The sequence below is a fragment of the Streptomyces sp. NBC_01384 genome (assembly GCF_045040035.1).
In the GTDB taxonomy this organism is placed as follows: domain Bacteria; phylum Actinomycetota; class Actinomycetes; order Streptomycetales; family Streptomycetaceae; genus Streptomyces.
Window position 1 is genome coordinate 5,989,474 of sequence record NZ_CP109559.1, and the last position, 22,512, is coordinate 6,011,985.

Below are 22,512 nucleotides of genomic sequence, written 5' to 3' on the forward strand. Positions count from 1 at the left end.
GTACACCCGGTTCGCGTATGGTCACGCACACCTACCCCCGGCGACCCGTGGTGCATCCGTGATCCGATTCGACAGTGTCTCCAAGGTCTACCCCAAGCAGACCCACCCCGCTCTCAGGGATGTCACCCTTGAGGTCGAGCGCGGTGAGTTCGTGTTCCTCGTGGGGTCCTCCGGCTCCGGGAAGTCCACCTTCCTGCGGCTGATCCTCCGCGAGGAGCGGTGCAGCCACGGTCAGGTGCACGTCCTGGGCAAGGACCTCGCGCGCATTTCCAACTGGAAGGTGCCGCAGATGCGGCGCCAGCTGGGGACCGTCTTCCAGGACTTCCGTCTCCTGCCGAACAAGACGGTCGCCGAGAACGTGGCCTTCGCCCAGGAGGTCATCGGCAAGTCCCGCGGTGAGATCCGCAAGTCCGTGCCCCAGGTGCTCGACCTCGTCGGGCTCGGCGGCAAGGAGGACCGGATGCCCGGCGAGCTGTCCGGCGGTGAGCAGCAGCGCGTCGCCATCGCGCGAGCCTTCGTCAACCGGCCCAAGCTGCTGATCGCCGACGAGCCGACCGGCAACCTCGACCCGCAGACCTCCGTCGGCATCATGAAACTGCTCGACCGCATCAACCGGACGGGCACGACTGTGGTGATGGCGACCCACGACCAGAACATCGTGGACCAGATGCGCAAGCGCGTCATCGAGCTGGAGAAGGGCCGTCTCGTCCGCGACCAGGCACGCGGCGTCTACGGCTACCAGCACTGACGCACTGACGACGTCCACGGAAAGGCTTAGCAGACGCCATGCGCGCCCAGTTCGTTCTGTCGGAGATCGGTGTCGGTCTCCGTCGCAACCTCACGATGACCTTCGCGGTCGTCGTCTCGGTCGCCCTCTCCCTCGCCCTGTTCGGTGGTTCGCTGCTGATGAGCGACCAGGTGAGCACCATGAAGGGCTACTGGTACGACAAGGTCAACGTCTCGATCTTCCTCTGCAACAAGAGCGACGCGCAGTCCGATCCCCACTGCGCCAAGGGGGCCGTGACCGCCGAGCAGAAGGCCCAGATCAAGAGTGACCTCGGCAAGATGTCCGTCGTCGAGAAGATCTCCTACGAGTCGGCGGACCAGGCGTACAAGCACTACAAGGAGCAGTTCGGCGACTCCCCGCTGGCCAGCTCCCTCACGCCGGACCAGATGCAGGAGTCGTACCGCATCAAGCTGAAGGACCCGCAGAAGTACAAGGTCATCGCGACCGCCTTCGACGGGCGTGACGGCGTGCAGTCGGTGCAGGACCAGAAGGGCATCCTGGACAACCTCTTCGGACTGCTCAACGGCATGAACTGGGCCGCGCGCGCGGTGATGGCGATGATGCTCGTCGTCGCCCTGATGCTGATCGTCAACACCGTGCGCGTCTCCGCGTTCAGCCGACGGAGAGAGACGGGCATCATGCGCCTCGTCGGCGCCTCCGGGTTCTACATCCAGGCGCCGTTCATCATGGAGGCCGCGGTCGCCGGGCTCATCGGCGGCGGGGTGGCGTGCGGATTCCTGCTGGTCGCCCGCTACTTCATCATCGATCACGGTCTGGCGCTGTCCCACAAGCTCAATCTGATCAACTTCATCGGCTGGGACGCCGTGTTTACCAAGCTGCCGCTCATCCTTGCGACGAGTCTGGTGATGCCCGCGCTGGCCGCGTTCTTCGCGTTGCGCAAGTACCTGAAGGTGTGACGCATGCCAAGGGGGCCGTACTGCCAACCGGCGGTACGGCCCTTTGCGTTGTCCTAGACTCACCGCCATGTCAGGCCGAGACCTGTTCTGCCAGCCCCGCCGCGCAGGCCGCGGGGCCGCCCTGACATTGCTTTTCGCGAGCGTTCTCGTCGCGGGGGCCGCGACCGGGTCCTTCGGTGATCCGGACCGGAAATCCCCGCATCCGTCGGCGCGTTCGTCGGCGGCCGCCCACCGCGAGGCGGTCGCCGACGCCGCCGCCGAGGCGATGGCCGACGGCAAGTCGCCCATGGAAGCCGCCGAGCGGGCCGTCAGCCGCAGCGGCGACCGCTGGGGCGCGGTCTACTCCCAGGGCGAGTACGAGGAGTTCGAGGAGGCCCTCGACGGCCAGTACACGGGCGTCGGGCTGTGGGCCAGGCGTCAGGCGGACGGACGTATCGAAGTGACCCGCGTCCAGAGCGGCTCGCCCGCGGCCGGCGCCGGGATCCGCAAGGGCGACCGGCTGCGCAGCGTCGACGGGGAGAAGGTCGACGGCCGCCCGGTCACCGAGGTCGTCTCCTCACTGCGCGGCGACGCGGACGCCGCCGCCGCCGGTACGAAGGTCTCCCTCGGCCTGGAGCGCGGCACGCGCGCGTGGAGCGAGACCTTGCGCCGGGCCAGACTGTCCACGGACTCCGTGACCGTACGCAAGGTCCCCGGCGGCGTCACCGTGATCAAGGTCGCCGCCTTCACCAAGGGCGTCGGCGACGCCGTAAGGACCGCCGTCGACCAGGCCCCCGAGCACGCCGGGATCGTCCTCGACCTGCGCGGCAACTCCGGCGGCCTGGTCACCGAGGCCGTCACCGCCGCCTCCGCCTTCCTCGACGGCGGCCTGGTCGCCACCTACGACGTCAACGGCGCGCAGCGCGCCCTGCACGCCGATCCCGGCGGCGACACCACCAGACCCCTGGTCGCGCTCGTCGACGGCGGCACGATGAGCGCGGCCGAGCTGCTCACCGGGGCCCTCCAGGACCGCGGCCGTGCGGTCGTCGTGGGCTCCAGGACCTTCGGCAAGGGCTCGATCCAGATGCCGAGCCGGCTGCCCGACGGCTCCGTCGCCGAGCTGACCGTCGGGCACTACCGCACCCCCGCCGGGCACGGCGTCGACGGGCGGGGCATCACCCCCGACCTGGAGGTGGACGCGGAGGCCCTGGAGCGGGCGGAGACCGTGCTCAGCGGCCTCGGGGACCCTTCGTAGTCACCAGCTCGGTGCTCTTGTAATCGGCTTTCCCCCGGACCCCCCTGTAGTGCGAAAATGGTCAGCACTATGAGTAAGGGAATGTACGTACCGAAGGAGTCCCAGCCCAAGCAGGGCGGAGGGGCCGCGAAGGCCAAGGACGGCAAGCGCAAGATCGTCGCGCAGAACAAGAAGGCACGGCACGACTACGCGATCATCGACACCTACGAGGCCGGGCTCGTGCTCACCGGCACCGAGGTGAAGTCGCTGCGCCAGGGACGCGCCTCGCTGACCGACGGCTTCGTCCAGATCGACGGGAACGAGGCGTGGCTGCACAACGCCCACATCCCCGAGTACAGCCAGGGTACGTGGACCAACCACACGGTGCGCCGCAAGCGCAAGCTGCTCCTGCACCGCGAGGAGATCGACAAGCTGGCCTCGAAGTCCGAGGAGACGGGTCACACGATCGTGCCCCTCGCCCTGTACTTCAAGGACGGCCGCGCGAAGGCCGAGATCGCGCTCGCCCGCGGCAAGAAGGAGTACGACAAGCGGCAGACCCTGCGCGAGAAGCAGGACCGCCGGGAGTCGGACCGCGCGATCGCGGCGGCGAAGCGCAAGCAGCGCGGCGAGTAGGAATACGGTGGCATCGGCGTGCGTTGGTCACGTACGATGGGTAGTGCACCCCACAGCGGGTGTGTAGCGGTTTGAAAAAACAACATGGGGATGATCGGTTTCGACAGCGGCTGTCGAAGCAGGGGAAGCGTGTCGAGGAAGCGACAATGATCTCGTTAACCATATGTCGCAACCAATAATCGCCAATTCTAAGAGCGATTCCCAGTCCTTCGCCCTCGCTGCCTAATAAGCAGTGAGTGAAGGACCCTTAATGGGTGTCAGCCCGGGGGTGTTCCCGACCCGGACCCTGGCATAATCTAGGGAACTAAACCATCGAGCCCGGTCACGGGGTTCGATGGGAAATCAAACAGTGACTGGGCCCGTCGGCGACTTGTTCGCGGGATCGCCGGGGCCGAGAAAATCGCAGCGAACTGCACACGGAGAAGCCCTGATTCTGCACCGGTGGACGCGGGTTCGATTCCCGCCATCTCCACGATCAGGAGGTTCTCCCGGACCTCCACATCCCATGTGGGCAAAGGCCCCGTCGCTTTCGAGCGGCGGGGCCTTTGTCATGCCGGTAGCCGACGATGGCGGGCGATGGTGACGGTGACGGGCCGTGGCGGGCGATGGGCTGGAGGGGCGATTTTTGGCCAACTCTGGCGGGAGAAGGCCTGCCCGGCCCGCCCGGCCGGCCGCTGTCTTCACGAGGGGCACACATGTAATCCCCTGTTTACGCACGGGACTTGCTCGTGTCGGGGGCTGTCGGCCGCCATGGGTGCTATCGCGCCACACCGTTTTGGCCTCGACATATTCATTGTCCTGTCCCGGTCATCTCTGCCTATGGTGATCGCCGTGCCTGGCGGAGTCTGACCCCTCAGCCAACGCGCGTGTCCATGGGCGGCCGGGGGAACACCGTCGCCACGGGGAGGGAAAGACCGTTATGCCGCGATACCGGCTCATCACGCATGCCGTTTCGGCCAGGAGCGCCTGTGGCTCTGGCTGGGCCTCGGCCTGGGCCTCGACCTGTGTCTGTGTCTGCCGCCCCTGCCTCCTTACCGAGACAGCGGGCTGACCTTCACGCATCTCCTCCGCCCCTTCGGGCGGGCGTCCCCGCCTGCCCTCCTTGCGATGAAGGAATGCTTCTTTGCGCCCAAGACCAGGGTCCTTCACACCCAGATCCAGATCACGGTTCATGCCTAGATCACGTAAATCCTGATTCCTCACCTCCGTCACCACCTCCGCGGTGGCCGTGGCCGTACTGAGCGGAGTGGCCGTCCAGCCCGCTCTGCTCGACCGGAACGCGGGCGACGCCAGCCCCGTGGCGGACAGCTACGACGGCTTCGACGCCAAGGCGGCCGAGCAGCTCCGCCAGGACCAGTGCCTGATGGCCGGGGTGCTGCGGCTGGGCGGGCCAGGCATGTTCAACCTTGCGCAGGACGCGCTGAACCGGGCGCCGGACAAGCTTCATGCGGCGGCGGACCGGCAGTACTGGAACGACACTCCGCTGTCCAATGCGTTCGAGCAGGACAGGGACGCCGCCGAAAAGGAAGGGTCGGCGCTCAGCGACCACATCCGCGACTGGGAGATCTCCGGTCTGCCCTACCCCGGCGGATTCAAGAGCGTCGCCGACTTCGAATGGCCACCGGGCATCGGCTCTGGAGAAAAGGACTTCTTTGACCAGACCGGCCTGGGTCCGTGGGTCGGCAAGCGCATGTGGCTGACCGAGGACGGCTTCTACGAGGACTCGACCCCGCGGGCCGACGATGCCACGGTGAAAGCCGTCAAGGATCTCGGTACTCCGTTGTACGGGAAGTATCCGGACTCGTCGGTTCCCGGCTCCGAACGGCAAATGCGCACCGACGAGCACGAGGCGTGGCAGAGTCTGACGGAAAACTCCTTTGAGCCTCTCGGCGCGGACAACGCCCGTCTCTTCCTCTCCTTCGGCGGTTTCCCGCGCACCGCGCCCGAACCCGGCGGCCTGGAGTTCCGCCTCGCGGTCGAGGACCTCAAGACCCGCTTCGCCGCCTGCGCCTGGCGCACCCCGGCCGACCCGGACAAGGTCCTCGGCAAGGAGGTCGCCGCCGCGTCCGCCGAGTGGCAGCAAGAGATCACCGGGCAGGCCACGCAGAGAAACCAGATCCTGAACGCCAACCGTGACGCCACCAAGGCGCTCGAGGCCGGCGCCAAGGCGCTCGGGGAGTTGCTCGGGCAGTCGTGGCTTGCCGACCACCTGACCCGCTGGCAGGACTGGTGGTCCCCCGGCGGTCCCGGCTGGATCGGCGACAGCCCGATGGTCGTGCACATCCACGCCGCGTCCGGCAAGTGCCTCGACGTGCAGGGGTCCAAGAAGGACAACGGCACACCGGTGCAGCTCTACACCTGCAACGGCTCCGCTGCCCAGCAGTGGGAGATCCGTGATGACGCGCTGGTCAACGTCAACTCCGGCAAGTGCCTGGACGTGAAGAGCTCCGATACCGCCAACGGCACCGTGGTGCAGATCTGGACGTGCAACCAAAGCGGCGTCCAGAAGTGGGAGTACGACACGCACGGGACCACGCGTCTGTACAACTCGGGCGTCGGCAACTGCCTCGACCTGCACGCCTACGACAACGGCCGCGACGCGTGGATGTGGGACTGCAACGGCACCGATCCGCAGAAGTTCGACATCGTGCCGTCCGGCCACAACGGCACCGACAAGCTGGACTACCCGACCAAGGCCCAGTTCGACAAGGCCAAGAAGGGCATCACGGACGCTCAGACCGAGGCAAAGAAGCAGCTCGACCTGCTCAAGGCTCAGGCCGCCGCGGCAAAGAAGGCCGCCACCTCCACGGACACCGCCGAGCAGGCCGCGTACGCCATCGCCGACAAGGCGGGCGCCCCCAGGGGCCGCGCTCTGCTGGTAGGACAGCAGAAGGCACAGGTCACGAAGGCGTCCGCAGCCGCGCTCGACGCGCTCTCCAATGCCGGCGACACCGCGTACGCCGCCACCCGCGCCGCCGCCGGGGACAGCGCGACCATCGCCGCCCGCGCCGTGACACAGGCCGCCGCCTCGAAGGCCGCGTTCCGCACGGCCGCGGCGCAGGAGGCCAACGCGCAGGCGAAGGCCGCCGCCGATGCCGCCGCCGTACAGGCGAAGAACGCGAAGGACGCCCGCGACACCGCCAGGACCAAGCTCGCCGAGACGCAGAAGGCCGAGGCCGACGCGAAGGCGGCGGCCGCCACCGTGCACGCCAAGCGGCTCGCGGCGGAGGCGGAGGAGGCCACGGCGAAGGCGGAGAAGGCGACCGCCGCGCAGAAGCAGTCCGAGGCCGCGGAGCACAAGAAGAACGCCGAGGGCTACGCGACCACGGCCAAGGACGCCCAGGACAAGGCGGAAGCGTCCGAGTCCACCGCCAGGGACAAGCGCAAGGACGCCGAAGCAGCCCGGGACAGGGCGAAGGGCAAGCGCGACGACGCCTGGGACGCCGAGAACAAGGCGAACGCCGCCCGCGCGAAGGCCGACGCCAAGGACGCCTACGCCGACGCCCACGACTCCGCCGACGACGCCACGGCATCGCGGGCGGCGGCGGACGACGCGGACAAGGCCGCCGACGACTCGGAGGCGGCCGCGAGCTCGGCCCGCTCCGAGGCGGACGCGGCGACCAAGGCGGCGGCCGACGCCGACGCGGCGGCGACGCGCGCCGAGGCCGCGGCCAAGCGGGCCCGTTCCGACGCCGACGCCGCGCAGGCGGCCAAGCTGAAGGCGGACGCCGCGGCGCGGACGGCGACCAGTGCGGCGGCGGATGCCATCAAGGCCTCCCAGGACTCCGCCACGGCCGCACGCACCGCGGTCAAGCTGGCCGACGACGCCGACAAGAGCGCCGCCGACTCCAGGAAGCAGGCCGACGCGGCCCAGGCCGAGGCGGTCAAGGCGGTCGCGGGAGCGGCCGACGCCGCCGGTCACGCCTATACGACCGCGCAGGCGGCGGAGGACGCCGGCGTCTCGGCGCAGCAGGTCGCGGCCCCGGCCAACGACGCGATCCAGCTAGGCTCCCCGTACGTCACCGCCGACTCCGCCGCGGGCCTCGCCGTCCTGACGGGTCAGGCGTCGAAGACGATCGCCGAACAGCAGCAGGCCGTCGCCGAGGCGCACGCCGCCAACGCGCAGAAGAACGCCGAACAGGCCGCGAGCGTCGCGAATGCGGCGACCGGGGGACGCCAAGGCTGCCTACACGATCGCCGCCGAGGCCGCCGGACACGCGGCGGACGCCCGCAAGTCGGCGAAGGAGGCGCTCGGTTACGCCGCCGAGGCGGCACAAGCCGCGGCGGACGCGCAGAAGTCACTGGCCCGCACCATCGAGTACGACCAGCAGGCCACCACCGACGCCGACGCCGCCGACAATGCCGCCGGCCGCGCCGAGGGTTACGCGAAGGACGCCCGCGACTCCGCCGACCAGGCGGCCCTGGATGCCGAGGCCGCCCGTACGGCAGCGTCCGAGGCCGAACAGGCGGCGAAGGACGCCCGTTCGGCGGCCGACCGCGCGGATGCCGATGCCACGGCGGCCGAGGACGCGGCCAAGGACGCGCAGAAGTACGCGGACTCGGCGCAGGAGGCCGCCGAACAGGCACAGCAGAACGATGCGAACAAGCAGGTGCAGGCGGGTGCGGCGACCGGTGTCGGAGGCGTGTTCTCCGTCATCGACGACATCAAGCAGCACGGAGAGCCGGAACAGCTCCCCAACGAGTGCCACGGTCTGGACTGCAACACGTTGGTGTTCGTCGCGCACTTCGACGCGGTGGTCAGCTACTACCTGTGCACCAACCCGGACGTGCCCGCCACGGAGGCCGGCTGCCCGGCCGAGGACACGGTCTTCCTCAAGACGCAGACGTTCCCGAATCTGACCAAGACGGTCAAGGTCTCCGCGTGGGAGATGACCAAGGACGTCTGGAAGGGCATCTACGAGTCGATCATCGGCGACTTCACCGGCTGCTACCACAAGTTCAACGGCGACGGCAGCGGCAGCTACGGCGACTGCGCCTGGGCCGCCACCTGGCTTCCGCTCGGCGGGCCGATCGCGAAGATCACCGAGGCGATCCGGGCCGTGGACGCCGCCATGCGCACCGGGGTCGGAGTCTCCGACGCCATGAAGGCGCTGAGGGCACTGGACGTGGACGCCCGCACGCTCGCCGAGATCGAGCGGAGCGCGAACGTCTACGAGGAGGCGCGCACGGCTTGCCCGGTCAACAGCTTCCCCGGCAGCACCGAGGTGGTCCTGGCCGATGGCAGCCGCAAGGCACTTCGTGACGTGCGGGCCGGTGACCTGCTGCTGGCCGCCGATCCGGCGACCGGACAGACGCAGGGCGAGCCGGTCACGCGTACCTTCCACCACACCGCCGTCGACCTGGTCGACGTCGCCCTGGCGGACGGCGGGCGCCTCACCAGCACGCCCGGACACCGGTTCTTCGTGGCCGGCCGCGGCTGGACCCTGGCGTCCGACCTGCGGTCCGGAGACGGCCTGCGCAGCCCGGACGGAACCCTCCGCACCGTGGCTGCGCTGCTCGACCGGCACGAGGCCACGCCCCGGACCGTGTACGACCTGACCGTGTCGGGCCTGCACACCTTCTACGCCGTGGCGGGCGCCACTCCGGTCCTGGTCCACAACTGCAACGACCTCGTGTTCGACGAGCAGAAGTTCCCCGGCCAGGCGCACACCCTCGATGAGCACGTGCGCCCGGAGAAGGAGGAGGCGGTGGACCTGGCCAAGGCGAAGACGGAGAAACTCGGTGTGGACACGCCCAACAGCGTGTGGGTCAACCAGGAGACGGCACAGGAGATCGTCGACTTCGCGCTGAAGGACAAGGCCGGCAAGATCACCAAGTGGCTCCGGGAGAAGAAGTCGAACGAGCTGACCTGGAGCGGTACTTTCGGACCGAAGGACTCCTCCCTCGGCAAGGTGTACTACGCGAACGGGACCGAGAAGGCCGCGGGCAACGGGTTCACCATCAAGATCGTGAGGGCGCCCGACAAGCACAAGTACGGCTACTACGTGCAAACGTGCTTTCCAAAGTAAGGAGTGGCAGGCAGTGGAGCGCTTCACCGCATTCGATTTTGGTGTCTCATGGGTGATGAGTTTCTTCCACCAGGACGGGACTCATGACGGGGACACAGCCGCCGACATCGTGGCGAAACACCTCTCGGAATCGGCCGACGAGCTGGCACTGGCAGTCCGCCGCGATGCACGGACACTCCTCGACAACCTCCCTTCGGAGACGCTCGAGGTGCTGTGGAACGCCGGAGCGCAGTACATGGCGAGCTTCGAGGGGACCTCAGGAGCGGAGTGGACGCGGACGGTCATCGGCCTGTGTGATGCCCGGCTGGCCGCGAAGGCGGACGTACGCCCGCTTACCGGAGCCGACACGGAGGACGGCTGGGCGTGCCGGGACGCCGTCATCGCTGAGATCGAGCGGGCGGAGTTTCTGGCCGCCGAGGTGCGCGAGGCGCTCGTCGACTGCGCTCGCCACTGCACTCCGGACCTGGCGTTCCGTGTGCTGCTGAGGGCCATCCTGAACGCCCCAGGTGGGTCGCTGTCTCCGGAGCAGTACACGAGGATGGAGACCATCGGATCGGCCCTCCTCTACGGCGAGTTCGTGGTGGACTCCGTCGACTTCCTGGTCGAGGAGTAGCCGCCGCCACCGGTGCGACCGCCGGCCGACGGCTGAACGCACCACAGGGGCCCGCACTCACCCGAGTGCGGGCCCCACTCTGCGCCCCCACACCGGTACGAGTCTGTGATCCGGTGAATTCCTACTGACCCGATGACTGACCCCGCAAAGGACCCACCTGCCCGTGCTCCTGCTCCGTTTCCTCCCTCTGCTGCCCCGCGAGATATCCTTCGCCGTCGTCGGGCTTCTCTTCGGGCTGTTCCTGGCCGTGCACGGTGCCCTGTAGGCCTATGCCGAGGCGACCGGCGTCCCCGGCACGGTCACCGTCACCGAGTGCACGCCCGCGACCGGCGGCTTGAGCGACCTGTGGCAGGACGGCTGGGCCTGCGAGGGCTCGTTCGCCGCTACCGACCACACCGTCAGCATCAGCAGCGTCGCCGTCGACGGGGTCATCGAGACCCGCCCCGCCGAGGGCACCCTGCCCGCACTCGTCGACAGCTCCGGCGACCACACCGCGACCCGCAACGGCTCCGGCAGTTGGAAGATTCCGACCCTCACCGGCGTCGTCATCCTCGGCTTCACCGCTTGGCGGATCCGCTCCCTCACAGCCCTGCTGCGCTTGCGCCGAGCCGCGCGGACCGCCGAGTCGGCGACCTGACCGCCGGTCCGGTGTCATGCGGACACCGCCCGCTGGGCCTCCGCCTCGGCTGCGGCCAGGTCGGGGTTCGCTTTGGGCGAGGGATGAGCTCCTGGCCGTGATCAGGCCGGGTGGTTAGGTGAGGCTCCTTCATTGTGTGCTCCTTGCGCCCACGGTGCTGGCGGGTGCGGACAGGGAGCCTGTAGTTCGAACCAGACCGTCTAGCCCATGCCGAAGGGGCGGGGTTCGGCACCCCACTTGTCCGCCAGCGTGGCCACCAGGGTCAGATGGGCGGGACCGGCTTCGGCTGATCGCGGACGTGTGCCCGGAGCGGCTGACGGACGTCGCCCCCGAGTACACCCCCGTCGTGGCCCCCGCCCGCACCGAACTCACGGACACGGTGCTGCGGGAAGTCCGGGAGACAGTGCCCGCGGTGGCGGCCCAGGCCGTCAGCCCCCACTGGCATCCCGTTCCGGCCACGGACGTCATGGACGCGCTGGAACACGTCGTCACCCAGATCGATCCCGATCTCGGGTTCCGGTTGTTCCTCCGGGTCCTGAACACGCTGTTCGTGCCGCTCACACAGGAGCAGTACGACCGGTACCAGGCGATCGGCGAGCGGTTCGGGTACGGCGAGTACCACGTCTCGGACGTGGAACACCTGGTCGAGGCCGGCTGACCCGACCGACCGGACCGGCCCGAGGGCGCCCCTCCCGCGCGGAGGAGCGCCCTTGCCGTGTCCGTCTCAGCGCAGCCTGAACGTGGACAGCCGCACACCCCCGCTCAGCACCAGGTACACGTCCGTACGGCCCTTCGCCGCGCCGGACAGGGCGGTGGTCACCGTCGTGTAGGCGTACGGCGATGACGTGCCGTCCGTACGAGCGGTGCCGGCGAGCGGGCCGGTCGGGGAGCCGAGCCGGACCTCGACCGTGCCGGACGCGCCCGCGACTCGTGCGCCGAACTCCGTCGCGCCCGCACCCAGTTGGGCGTCCGCGAACTTCAGCCAGGCCCCGTCGCCGCCGGAAGCCACCGCTGTGCCGCGCGCCTTCGATTCGTCGACCAGCCGTACGTTCGCGTAGTCGTCGAAGTTCTCGGCACGGGTGACCTTCGACAGGTCACGGGGCGGGATGGTCTCGCCCTGCGCCCTCAGCGTCGTACGGGTGCGGATGTCGGACGAGGAGGCGCCCACCAGGACGTCGTACGTGCCGCTCTCCACCACCCACTTCGAGCGCGTGACGTCCCAGTGCGCGAGGTCCTTCGTACGCAGCTTCAGCCGCACCGTCTTCGTCTCGCCCGGCCGCAACGACACTCGCGCGTACGCCTTCAACTGCTTCAGCGGCTGCTTGTCGCGGGAGACGCGCTGGTGGGTGTAGAGCTGTACGACCTCGTCGCCGGCGCGGCGGCCGGTGTTCGTGACCGCCACCTCGTAGCCGCCGTCCACGCGCTGCAGCGAGCCGTAGCGGAACGACGTGTACGAGAGGCCGTAGCCGAAGGGGTAGAGCGGCTGCCCGTTGAAGTACTGGTACGTGCGGTCGGACTTGATGATGTCGTAGTCGAGGATCGACGGGAGGTCCGATGTCGATTGGTACCAGGTCTGGGTGAGGCGGCCTGCGGGGTTGGTGTCTCCGTACAGGACGTCGGCGAGCGCGTCGCCCGTCTCCTGGCCCGCGTGGGTGGTCCACAGGAGGGCCGGGACCTCTTTCTGGAGGGCGCCGAGGGTGGTGGGGTAGCTGTTCTCGACGATCACGACCGTCTTCGGGTTGGCCGCGTGCACCGCCTTGACCAGGGCTTCCTGCGACGGGGCCAGGCCCATGTCCGTACGGTCATGGGCCTCGCGGCCGTTGATCGACGGCATCGAGCCGACCACGACCACCGCCGTGTCCTTGCCTTTGACCGCGGCCACCGCCTCGTCGACGCCGCTGCGGGCGACGTCCTTGGAGTAGTGGGCGGCCCCCGACTTCTCGACCAGGCCCAGGGTGCCGTCGGGGCCCGTCGGGCCGAGGTAGACCGGGTTCGACCACCAGGACTCGGCGGTCTCGTATCCGGCGTAGCGCAGGAGGTATGTGCCGTCGTCCTGTTGTTCCAGCTTGAACTGCTGCTGGACGTACCAACCGTTCGGCTGGACCTGGTCGTTGACGAAGTTCGACCAGTTATAGCCGACGTACTTGCCGTTGGCGGCCGAGCGCAGGGTCACGATGCCCGAGCCCCAGTCGAACGCGTCGAATTGGGTCGCGATCCCTGTGTCCGTGCTTTCCTTCAGGGCCGCTCCGGTGTCCGACGTCCCCGCGGTCACGTACCGCCCCGTCGCCGTGTCTTTCAGTGCGATGCGGTCGACGCCCTCGCTGCTCGCCACCGACGTGCCGATCTTCGCCGCGATGCCCTGCGCGGGGGTGACCGCGTACGGCAGGGTGCCCGAGTACCAGTCGGTGTAGAGGGTGTCGGCGAGGGGTCCGACAACCGCCACATTTTTCGATGACACTTTCAGCGGAAGTGTCATCGAGTTTTTCAGCAGTACTGCTGCCTCGGCGGCGGCCTTGCGCGCCAGCTTCTGGTGGGCCGGACTGTTGATGACGGACTTGTCGATGGACCCGTACTTGCCGCCGTTCGGGTCGAATTCGCCGAGCCGAACGCGGATGGCGAGGATGTGGGAGACGGCCGTGTCGACGTCCGACTCCTTCAACAGGCCTTGGGACAGAGCCGACGTGACTGCCGTCGTGGTCGGGGCGGAGTCGCCGTTGTTGTCCGTGAAACTGTCGATGCCGGCCTTGAGCGCCGCCGCGTCGCCCTCGGCGAGGGTGTCGTAGTAGTTCTGGGCGCCGGGGAGCAGGTTGCCGGGGGCGAAGGCATCGGTGGCGTTCAGAAGATCCCGGGAGGTCCACGTCCGTACGACGTCGTTCAGATCCGGGTTCACCGTGTCGGGGCGCCCGTTGACCAGGTTGTACGACGCCATCACGCCCGTCGTCGCATCCGCCTCGACGGCCGGTCTGAAGGCCGCCTCGTCGTACTCGTGCTGGACGCGGGGGCGCAGGTCCGAGGACGTGGTCGTGCGGTTCACCTCGTTGTTGTTGGCGAGGTAGTGCTTGAGGGTGGGGGCCGTCTTGAGGTGGTCGGGGTCGCCGCCGGTCAGGCCCTCGCCGTACGCCGTGGAGATCGAGCCGGTGAGGTACGGGTCCTCGGAGTAGCCCTCCTCGTTGCGTCCCCAGCGCGGGTCGCGCAGCAGGTTCACCACGGGCGCCCACAGATTCAGGCCCCAGCCGTCGGGGCGTTCCTGCTGGAAGCCGCGCGCCTCGTCGCCGACCGCCGAGCCGACCTGCTCGATCAGCGCCGGGTCCCAGGTGGATGCCAGTCCGACGGCCTGGGGGAAGACCGTCGCCTTGCCCAGCCACGCGACGCCGTGCAGGGCCTCGGTGCCGGTCCGGAACGACTGGATGCCGAGGCGGGGGATCGCGGGCTCGTACTGGTGCAGGAGGGAGATCTTCTCGTCGAGCGTCAACCTCCCGACCAGGTCGTTCACGCGTTCGGCGACGGGCAGGCGCGGGTTGCGGAAGGCGTACGCGGGATCGTCCGCCCCCGCGGGAACGGTGGCTCCCAGACCGGCGATCAGCGCGAGCGCCAGGACGAGGGTACCGAGGGTGGCTCTCTGTCTTCTCTTGCTTCTCTTGCCTTTCATGTCGCGGCTCCTTAAGGGGTCAGCGTGCGCGGTGCGGTGCTCGCGCGTTCCGTCAGCCGGGGTGCGAGGAGCGTGGCCTCGGGTACGTCGGCGCCGCCCAGCTTCTTGATCAGCAGGTCCACCGCCCGCGCGCCCACCTCGGTGGACGGGATGGCGATGGAGGTGACGGGGACGACGACGTTCTCGGCGAGCTCGTCCGGGCAGATGGCGGTGACGGAGAGGTCGACGGGGACCCGTAGACCCAGTTGCTCGAAGGCGTCGATCAGCGGTTCGAGGATCGGCTCGTTGTGCACGACGACGCCGGTCAGCGCCGGCTGCTCGCGCAGGAGCTGTTCCGCGACCCGGCGGGCGGCCGCGGGTGAGGCCTCGCAGGGGTGGACGGAGGACGCCAGCCCGTTGCGGTCGGCGGCGGCGGTGAAGCCCTCCACCACGCGCTGGGCGAACGCCGTCCCCCGTACGTACACCTCGGGCGGCGACCCGACCAGCGCCACGACCCGGTGCCCGAGCCCCGCCAGCCGCTCCACGCACAGCTCGCCCGCCGCCTTGAAGTCGAGGTCGATGCAGGTCAGCCCGGCGGGCCGGGAAGGGAATCCGATGAGGACCGAGGGGCGGTCCAGGGCGCGCAGCAGCGGCAGCCGGGGGTCGTGGAGCTGGACGTCCATCACGATCAGCGCGTCCACGAGCGCGGTGTCCGCGACCCGCCGCAGTCCCTCCTCGCCCTCCTCCTGCGTCAGCAGCAGGACATCGTGATCGTGTTGCCGCGCCGCCGTCACCACCGACACCGCGAACTGCATCACCACCGGCACGTGGATGCCCGCCCGCAGCGGCACCACCAGCGCCAGGACGTTGGACCGGCTGCTGGCCAGCGCCCGCGCACCGGCGTGCGGCCGGTAGCCCAGCTCGCGGATGCTGGCCTCGATGCGCTGCCGGGTCTCCTCGGAGATCGGGCGCTTGCCGCTGAGGGCGTAGGACACGGTGCTGGGGGAGACCCCGGCGTGCCGCGCCACATCAGTGATCTTCACCATCACTCGGACTCCAGCTCCGGTCCCGGTCCCAGTTCCAGTTCCAGTTCCAAGGACAAGAACCCCGTTCCCGCCTTCGCCCGCACCTCGCGTCCGCCCGCCGCCAGCCCCCACGGCGCCGCCGGATCACTGGACGAGGCCCGCAGGGTGTTCCCCTCGCGGACGACCGTGAAGGTCACCCCGCCCACCGGCACCGTGACCTGGGCGCCGCGCTCCAAGCCGTACGCGCGCAGGGTGACCCCGTCGGCGTAGACGTAGTCGGGCCGGTCGTCCACCGCGCCCACCGGAATCACCGAACCCGGCCGTACCAGCAGCGGCACGCTCAGGAAGCCGTGCCGCTCGCGCACCCAGCGCGGACCGGTCACCGTGCGCCCGCTGAGGAAGTGGGTCCAGGTGCCGTCCGGGACGTAGTAGGAGACGTCTCCCTCGTCGCTGAAGACGGGCGCGACCAGCAGGTCCGGGCCGAGCATGTACTGCCGTTCCAGGTGCGTGCACCCCGGATCGTCGGGGAATTCGAGGACCATCGCCCGCATCATCGGGACGCCCTCCGCGTGGGCGGCGCGGGCGGTCTCGTACAGATAGGGCATGAGGCAGAGCTTCAGCCGGGTGAACAGCCGCAGGACGTCCACGGCCTCCTCGTCGAACAGCCACGGCACGCGGTACGAGGACGAGCCGTGCAGCCGGCTGTGGGAGGACAGCAGCCCGAAGGCGATCCAGCGCTTGAACAGCGACGGTGTCGGCGTTCCCTCGAAGCCGCCGATGTCATGGCTCCAGAACCCGAAGCCTGACATCCCGAGGCTCAGTCCGCCGCGCAGCGACTCGGCCATCGACTCGTAGGTGGCCTCGCAGTCGCCACCCCAGTGCACCGGGAACTGCTGGCTCCCGGTCGTCGCCGAGCGCGCGAACACGACGGCCTCCGCCTCGCCCCGGTCCTTGCGCAGCACGTCGAAGACGGTCCGGTTGTAGAGGTACGTGTAGTAGTTGTGCATCCGCTCCGGGTCGGCGCCGTCGGCGTACGCCACGTCGACCGGGACCCGCTCGCCGAAGTCGGTCTTGAAGCAGTCGACGCCCTGGGCCAGCAGCGCCTCCAGTTTCGACGCGTACCAGTCACGGGCCGCCGGGCTGGTGAAGTCGACCAGCGCCATGCCCGGCTGCCACAGGTCCCACTGCCACACACTGCCGTCGGGCTTCCTGAGCAGATGGCCGAGGGCCTTGCCCTCCGCGAAGAGCGGGGAGCGCTGCGCGATGTACGGGTTGATCCAGACGCAGATGTGCAGGCCCTTCTCCTTCAGCCGGGTCAGCATGCCTTCCGGGTCCGGGAACACCCGTGGGTCCCACTGGAAGTCGCACCAGTTGAACTCGCGCATCCAGAAGCAGTCGAAGTGGAAGACGGAGAGAGGGAGTTCGCGCTCCCGCATGCCGTCGATGAAGGAGGTGACGGTGGCCTCGTCGTAGGAGGTGGTGAAGGACGTCGAGAGCCACAGGCCGAACGACCAGGCGGGCGGGAGGGCCGGGCGGCCGGTGAGCTCGGTGTACTTGCGCAGGATGTCCTTCGGGGTCGGGCCGTGGATGACGTAGTACGTCAGTTGTTGTGTCTCGGCGCTGAACTGGACCCTCGACACCGCCTCCGAGCCGACCTCGAAGGAGACCCGGCCCGGGTGGTCGACGAAGACGCCGTAGCCCGCGTCCGTCAGATAGAAGGGGACGTTCTTGTACGCCTGTTCCGTCGCCGTGCCTCCGTCGGCGTTCCACATGTCCACGACCTGGCCGTTCTTGACGAGCGGGCCGAAGCGCTCGCCGAGGCCGTAGACCTGGGTGCCGACGCCGAGGGTGAGCTGTTCGCGCAGATAGTGGGCGCCGGTCGCGTCCCGCATGATGCCCATGCCCTTGGGGCCGCTGGTGGTGAGGGTGCGGCCGTGCGCGAGGAAGTCGACGTGCCAGGGGGTGGTGCGGGCGACCCGGACGGACAGGGCGCCCGCGGTGAGGGTCGTGTGCTCGTCGTCGTACTCCACGGTGGGGGTGCTGTGCTTTTCCGGGGGACATCCCCCGGACCCCCGGACGCTCCGGTGGAGTTCGAACCGGGGGCCGCGCGGTTCCTCGCCCTCGAAGTGCGTGAACGTGACGCCGATGACGTCCGGCATCGGCGCGTGCGCGCTGATCGTCACGACCGGTCCCTTCAGCAGGTCGCCGCGGTGGCGGATGGGCTGGGTCGGCGCGTGGATGTCGAGGGTTCCCTCTGACGCGCTGACGTCGAGAACCTCGACCGGGTGGGCCGCGATGACGCCCTCGCGCAGCAGCCAGTAGCCGTCGGTGAACTTCACGCACCCACCCCTTACTTGACCGCGCCCACGGCGATGCCGCGGGTCAGCGTCCGCTGGAAGACGAGGAAGAAGACGATCGCGGGCAGGACGCCGAGGAGGGCCGCCGCGTTGGTCATGGTCGCGTCCATCAGGCGCTGGCCCTGCAGGACGCCGAGCGCCACCGACACCGTCTGGTTGTCGTTGGAGATCAGCATGACCAGTGGCAGCAGGAACTCGTTCCAGGTCCAGATGAAGAAGAAGACCAGGAGCACGCCGATGGTGGGGCGGCTGACCGGGACGACGATCCGCCACAGCACCTGCCACTTGTTCGCCCCGTCGATCCGGGCGGCCTCGATGATCTCGCGCGGGAACTGGCCGAGGACGGAGGAGAGCAGATACGTGCCGAAGGCCGCCTGGACGACCGTGAAGACGATGATCACGCTGAGCCGGGTGTCGTAGAGGCCCGCCTGCTTGCTCAGGTAGTAGATCGGGTAGACCAGCGCCTCCTGCGGCAGCATGTTCGCCAGCACGAAGAAGGCGAGGACCCAGGTGCGGCCCTTGATACGGCCGATACCGATCGCGTACGCGTTCAGGACGGACAGGATCGCGGCGCCGATCGCCACCGAGCCGGAGATCAGGATCGAGTTGATCAGCTTCTGGCCGTAGTCGACGCGCTGCCAGAAGTCCTTGAGGCCGTCGAGGTAGAGGCCGTGGGGAAGGCTGAGGGGCCCGTTCGACGAGTACTCGGCGGGGGACTTGACCGCGTTGATGGCGACGATGCCGAAGGGCAGCACCATGAACAGGGCCGCGATGATCAGGGCCACGAGGACGGGGTAGCGGCGTACGGCGGTCATGCGCGGAGTCCTTCCTCGGCGTCCTCGGCGCGGGTCTGGAGCTTCAGGCCGATCAGGGCGAGTACGAGGATGATCACGGTCAGCACGGTGGAGATCGCGGCGCCGTAGCCGACCTGGGTCTTCTCGAAGAAGGTGGTGAAGGAGAAGTAGGAGGGCACGTCGGTCGCGCCGCCGGGGCCGCCCTTCGTGAGGACGTACACCGCGCCGAACACCTTGAGCGCGGCGATCGTGCACCAGAGGAGGACGACGTAGATCTCCGGGCGGATCTGCGGCAGCGTGATGTGCCAGAAGCGGCGCCACCAGCCGGCGCCGTCCAGCTCCGCCGCCTCGTACAGCTGCGGGTCCACGCGTTGCAGCCCCGCCATGAAGATGACGAGCGGGAAGCCGATCTGCACCCACACCATCACGCCCATGACGCTGTAGAGGGCGACGTCGGGGTCGCCGAGCCAGTCCTGCTGCCAGGACCCGAGTCCGACGGCCTTCAGGAGTTCGTTGAGGGAGCCGTTGTCGGGGGCGAGGATCCAGCTCCAGACGATTCCGGCGACGGCGATGGGCAGGACCTGGGGGAGGTAGAAGCAGGCGCGCAGGACGGCGGCGGTCTTCGTGCCGAAATGCTTGCCGACGAAGTCGAAGAGGGCGGCGGCCAGGACGAGGCCGAGGACCGTCGGTACGGCGGCCATGGCGACGACCATGAAGAGGCTGTGCCGGAAGGACGCCCAGAACTCGGAGTCGTCCATCAGCTCGCGGTAGTTGGCGAGCCCCGACCACTTCGGGGAGCCGACGCCCTGCCAGTCGGTGAAGCTCACGCCGGTGTTCATCAGGAACGGCACGACGATGACGGCGAGGAAGGCGAGGACGCCGGGGAGCAGGAAGAGGGCGTAGGAGGTGTGGGGGCGGCGCGGTTGCGTCGTACGGCCGTGGTGCCGGTGGTGCGCGCGGACGACCCGGCCGCCCCGTCCCCGTCCCCGTCCCCGTTCGACGGTGACCGTCATGTCTTCGGCGCGCCCTTGTCGTACGCCGACTGCAGCGCGCTCAGATAGGCGTCCGGTTTCTCGCTCCCCGTGATCAGCTTCTGTGTCTCGGAGACGAGGACGTCGTAGAAGCCGGCGACCGGCCAGTCGGGGTAGAAGGCCAGCCCGTCCTTGCCGGAGAGGGTGTTGAAGTCGGCGATGAGGGTCTTGGCCTGCGGGTCGGTGATGGCGGCGGTGTCGGCGGCCACCGGGACGCCGCCCTTGTTGCCCAGCAGGTTCTGGATCTTCTGCGACATGGTGATGTCGATGAAGTCGTAGGCGAGGTCCTTGTTCTTGGCGCCCTTGGGGACGACCCAGATGTTGCCGCCGGAGCCGAGCGTGAGGTTGCTGCCCGGCCACAGGAAGGTGCCCCAGTCGAACTTGTTCTCCGTCTTGAAGCGCCCGTACCACCAGCTGCCGCTGAACAGGATCGGGCTCTTGCCCTGGATGAAGGAGACGCCCGCGTCCTCGGCCTTCGTCCCGCTGGACTTCTTGCTGATGTAGCCCTTCTTCACCCAGTCGGCGAAGGTCTCGGCGGCGTACGTCCAGGCGGCGTCGTGGAAGTCGGTCTTGCCCTTGTAGAGCTCGTACGAGTCGACCCACGACCGGTCGGCCTTGGACAGCGCCAGCTGGTAGAGGTACTGCTGCGCCATGTACTCGGCGCCCGCGTTCGCCAGTGGGGTGATGCCCTTCGCCACGAACGTGTCCATGGCGGCGGTGAGCTCGTCGAGGGTGGTGGGCTGCGCGATGCCGTACTTCTTGAAGAGGTCCTTGTTGTAGAACACCATCGTGTACTCGGCGTAGTTGGGCACGCCGTACCACTTGCCGGAGCCCATGACCCCGTTGGAGTCGTACTGGCTGGTGGTGCGCACGCCCGCGCTGAGCTTCTTGTCCCAGCCGCGTTTCGTCGCCTCGGCGGTCAGGTCCGACAGCAGGCCCTGTTTCGACAGCAGACCGGCCGTCGCGTTGCCCTTGTTGTACTCCATGATGTCGGGCGCGTCGTTGGAGTTCAGGACCATCGGAGCCGTCTTCTGGATCTGTTCGAAGCCCTTCTCCTCGAACTTCACCTTCACGCCCGGGTGTTTCGCCTCGAACTCCTTGATGGCCTCGTTCCAGGCCACACCCATCGCGCTGTCCGGCCCTTCGTAGTGCCACAGCTTCAGCGTCTTGCCGTCCGACGAACCACTGTCCGAGCCGCCGCAGGACGCCAACAGCAGGGAGCCCGCCAGGGCCACCGCCGCCGTCGCCACCACACGCCTTTGTGTCGTCAACATCCATTGCCTCCAAGGGAGTTGGATGAATTTCGGGACCGTCACGCAGCGTTCGTCGAATCGTTTCGATGCGTGACGTCGAAGCGCTTCGACGGGGGAAGGTAGGGGGGAGCTGTGGACGCGTCAATGGGGTGCGCGGGAATTGGGGCAGAGGGATTGGCGGCTGTTCGACGGGGCGGACGCTGTCATTGACCTGTGAGTCGTGCCCCCGCGAACGAGAGGGCGAGCGCGGTCCCCGCCGCCGCGACCGGCACCCCGTACCCCGCCGTCGCCGAGACGTGTTCGACCACCCAGCCCCCGGTCGCCGAGCCGCAGGCGATCCCGCCGAGCAGGCCCGTCACCCCGAGGGTCATGCCCTCGTTCAACCGGCCCTCGGGCGTGCGCTGTTGCAGGAGCGTCATGCCGGTGACCATGGTCGGGGCGGTCGCCATTCCGGCGATCAGCAACGCGCCCGCCAGTGCCAGGAGCGAGCCGGTCAGCCAGGCCGCGAGCAGGGGCAGGGCCATCAGGACGGTCATGGCGGCGAGGCACAGCGGATAGCGACGCGCGGCCGGACCGGCCGGTTTCCGTGCCCCGTACAGCAGCCCCGCCGTGCACGAGCCGGCCGCCTGCAGGGCGAGCACCACGCCCGCCGCCGACCGGTGGCCCTGTGCGTCCGCGAATGCGATCGTGACGACCTCCATCGAGCCGAACACGGCGCCGGTGGCGAGGAAACAGAGGAGGAGGGGCGGCATTCCGGGGGCCAGGGCGGGGGACTTGGAGGTCGTCGTACGTGGGTGGGGCGGGGGTTCCGTCGAGCGCTGGGCGGCGAAGACGAGGACGCCGGTCATCAGCAGGACGGCGCCGACGAGCGTGCCCGCCTCCGGGAAGAACGCGCCGCACAGGAAGGCCGCCAGTACCGGGCCCAGCATGAAACAGAGCTCGTCCGCGGCCTGTTCGAAGGAGTTCGCGGTGTGCGCGGCGGCCGGATCGTCCCGGAGGAGGTGAGCCCAGCGGGCACGGGACATACCGCCCGTGTTGGGGGTGGTGGCCGTGGCGGCTTCCGCGGCGAACAGGGTCCAGTCCGGCGCCCCGAAGCGCACGCACAACAGCAGCGCCAGGCTTCCCAGCAGGGCGAAGGCCGTGGCAGGCACGGCGATCCGGGCCTGGCCGTGGCGGTCGACCAGCCGTGCGGTCCAGGGGGCGACCAGCGCGGTCGCCGCGAGTCCCGTCGCCGTCACGGCACCGGCGAGCGCGTACGAGCCGCGCGACCCGGCGATCATGATCACCGCGCTGACGCTGAACATGCCCATGGGCAGTCGGGCGAGCAGATTCCCGATCGTGAAGGCGCGGGCGCCGGGGACGGCGAAGAGACGGTGGTACGGGGTTGTCCGGCGATACGGGGTTGTCCGGCGGTGCGGGGCCTTCTGGCGGCGTGGGTGGAAGTCGGCGATCACCAGGCTGTCGCCGGTGACGGTGAGCAGGGGCAGGAACGTCTGCTCGGAGGGCTGTTGCGGCATGGATCAACCGTCGCCGGGTGTGGGGTGGACGGTCCAACACTTACTCCGTGGCCATTGACGCACCTGCGTTGTAAGTTC

Annotated in this window: 14 protein-coding genes, 1 other RNA gene and 1 pseudogene; 9 read left to right on the top strand and 7 right to left on the bottom strand. The window is 68.9% G+C overall.

The annotated features are described in order from the left end of the window. Positions 1-58 precede the first annotated feature (58 nt). From ftsE to OG747_RS27575, 9 genes and pseudogenes are all read left to right on the top strand, one after another. Positions 59-748 carry a cell division ATP-binding protein FtsE gene (ftsE, locus tag OG747_RS27535; RefSeq protein WP_405882078.1) on the top strand — a complete coding sequence of 230 codons (690 nt, stop codon included), beginning with the start codon at positions 59-61 and terminating at the stop codon, positions 746-748. A gap of 38 nt (positions 749-786) precedes the next feature. Continuing rightward, positions 787-1,704 (top strand): permease-like cell division protein FtsX, encoded by a 918-nt coding sequence (gene ftsX / locus OG747_RS27540; protein ID WP_405882079.1) that lies wholly within the window; start codon positions 787-789, stop codon positions 1,702-1,704. A gap of 67 nt (positions 1,705-1,771) precedes the next feature. After that, positions 1,772-2,938 carry a S41 family peptidase gene (locus tag OG747_RS27545; protein WP_405882080.1) on the top strand — a complete coding sequence of 389 codons (1,167 nt, stop codon included), beginning with the start codon at positions 1,772-1,774 and terminating at the stop codon, positions 2,936-2,938. 69 nt (positions 2,939-3,007) lie between these two features. Further along, the gene (smpB, locus tag OG747_RS27550; protein ID WP_054229635.1) at positions 3,008-3,550 is read left to right on the top strand and encodes an SsrA-binding protein SmpB; all 543 of its coding nucleotides are present in this window, start codon (positions 3,008-3,010) and stop codon (positions 3,548-3,550) included. An 86-nt stretch (positions 3,551-3,636) separates the two neighbouring features. Next, positions 3,637-4,025: a transfer-messenger RNA gene (gene ssrA / locus OG747_RS27555) on the top strand. 747 nt (positions 4,026-4,772) lie between these two features. Further along, positions 4,773-9,579 (top strand): annotated as a pseudogene (locus tag OG747_RS27560) (RICIN domain-containing protein). 13 nt (positions 9,580-9,592) lie between these two features. After that, positions 9,593-10,192 (top strand): hypothetical protein, encoded by a 600-nt coding sequence (locus tag OG747_RS27565; protein ID WP_405882081.1) that lies wholly within the window; start codon positions 9,593-9,595, stop codon positions 10,190-10,192. Positions 10,193-10,526: 334 nt separating this feature from the next. Continuing rightward, positions 10,527-10,829: a hypothetical protein gene (locus tag OG747_RS27570; RefSeq protein WP_405882082.1), complete on the top strand. Its 303-nt coding sequence runs from the start codon at positions 10,527-10,529 to the stop codon at positions 10,827-10,829. A gap of 298 nt (positions 10,830-11,127) precedes the next feature. Then, positions 11,128-11,487 (top strand): hypothetical protein, encoded by a 360-nt coding sequence (locus OG747_RS27575; protein ID WP_405882083.1) that lies wholly within the window; start codon positions 11,128-11,130, stop codon positions 11,485-11,487. 66 nt (positions 11,488-11,553) lie between these two features. Here the strand turns inward: OG747_RS27575 and OG747_RS27580 are convergent, their stop codons facing one another. From OG747_RS27580 to OG747_RS27610, 7 genes are all read right to left on the bottom strand, one after another. Further along, complete coding sequence (locus OG747_RS27580) at positions 11,554-14,478, bottom strand: glycoside hydrolase family 3 C-terminal domain-containing protein (RefSeq protein WP_405882084.1); 2,925 nt, start codon at positions 14,476-14,478, stop codon at positions 11,554-11,556. 11 nt (positions 14,479-14,489) lie between these two features. Then, positions 14,490-15,503: a LacI family DNA-binding transcriptional regulator gene (locus OG747_RS27585; RefSeq protein WP_405882085.1), complete on the bottom strand. Its 1,014-nt coding sequence runs from the start codon at positions 15,501-15,503 to the stop codon at positions 14,490-14,492. Next, positions 15,503-17,821 (bottom strand): alpha-xylosidase, encoded by a 2,319-nt coding sequence (yicI, locus tag OG747_RS27590; RefSeq protein WP_405882086.1) that lies wholly within the window; start codon positions 17,819-17,821, stop codon positions 15,503-15,505. Before yicI ends, OG747_RS27585 begins: the two co-directional genes overlap by 1 nt. Before the next feature lie 11 nt (positions 17,822-17,832). Continuing rightward, entirely contained in the window at positions 17,833-18,654 is an 822-nt protein-coding gene (locus OG747_RS27595) for a carbohydrate ABC transporter permease (protein ID WP_405882087.1), read from the bottom strand. Next, positions 18,651-19,646: a carbohydrate ABC transporter permease gene (locus tag OG747_RS27600; RefSeq protein ID WP_405882088.1), complete on the bottom strand. Its 996-nt coding sequence runs from the start codon at positions 19,644-19,646 to the stop codon at positions 18,651-18,653. Before OG747_RS27600 ends, OG747_RS27595 begins: the two co-directional genes overlap by 4 nt. Beyond that, positions 19,643-20,938, bottom strand: coding sequence for an ABC transporter substrate-binding protein (locus OG747_RS27605; protein ID WP_405882089.1), 1,296 nt, complete (start codon positions 20,936-20,938; stop codon positions 19,643-19,645). Before OG747_RS27605 ends, OG747_RS27600 begins: the two co-directional genes overlap by 4 nt. Before the next feature lie 182 nt (positions 20,939-21,120). Continuing rightward, positions 21,121-22,434, bottom strand: a complete 1,314-nt coding sequence (locus tag OG747_RS27610; protein ID WP_405882090.1) for an MFS transporter — start codon at positions 22,432-22,434, stop codon at positions 21,121-21,123. Between the last annotated feature and the right edge of the window lie 78 nt (positions 22,435-22,512).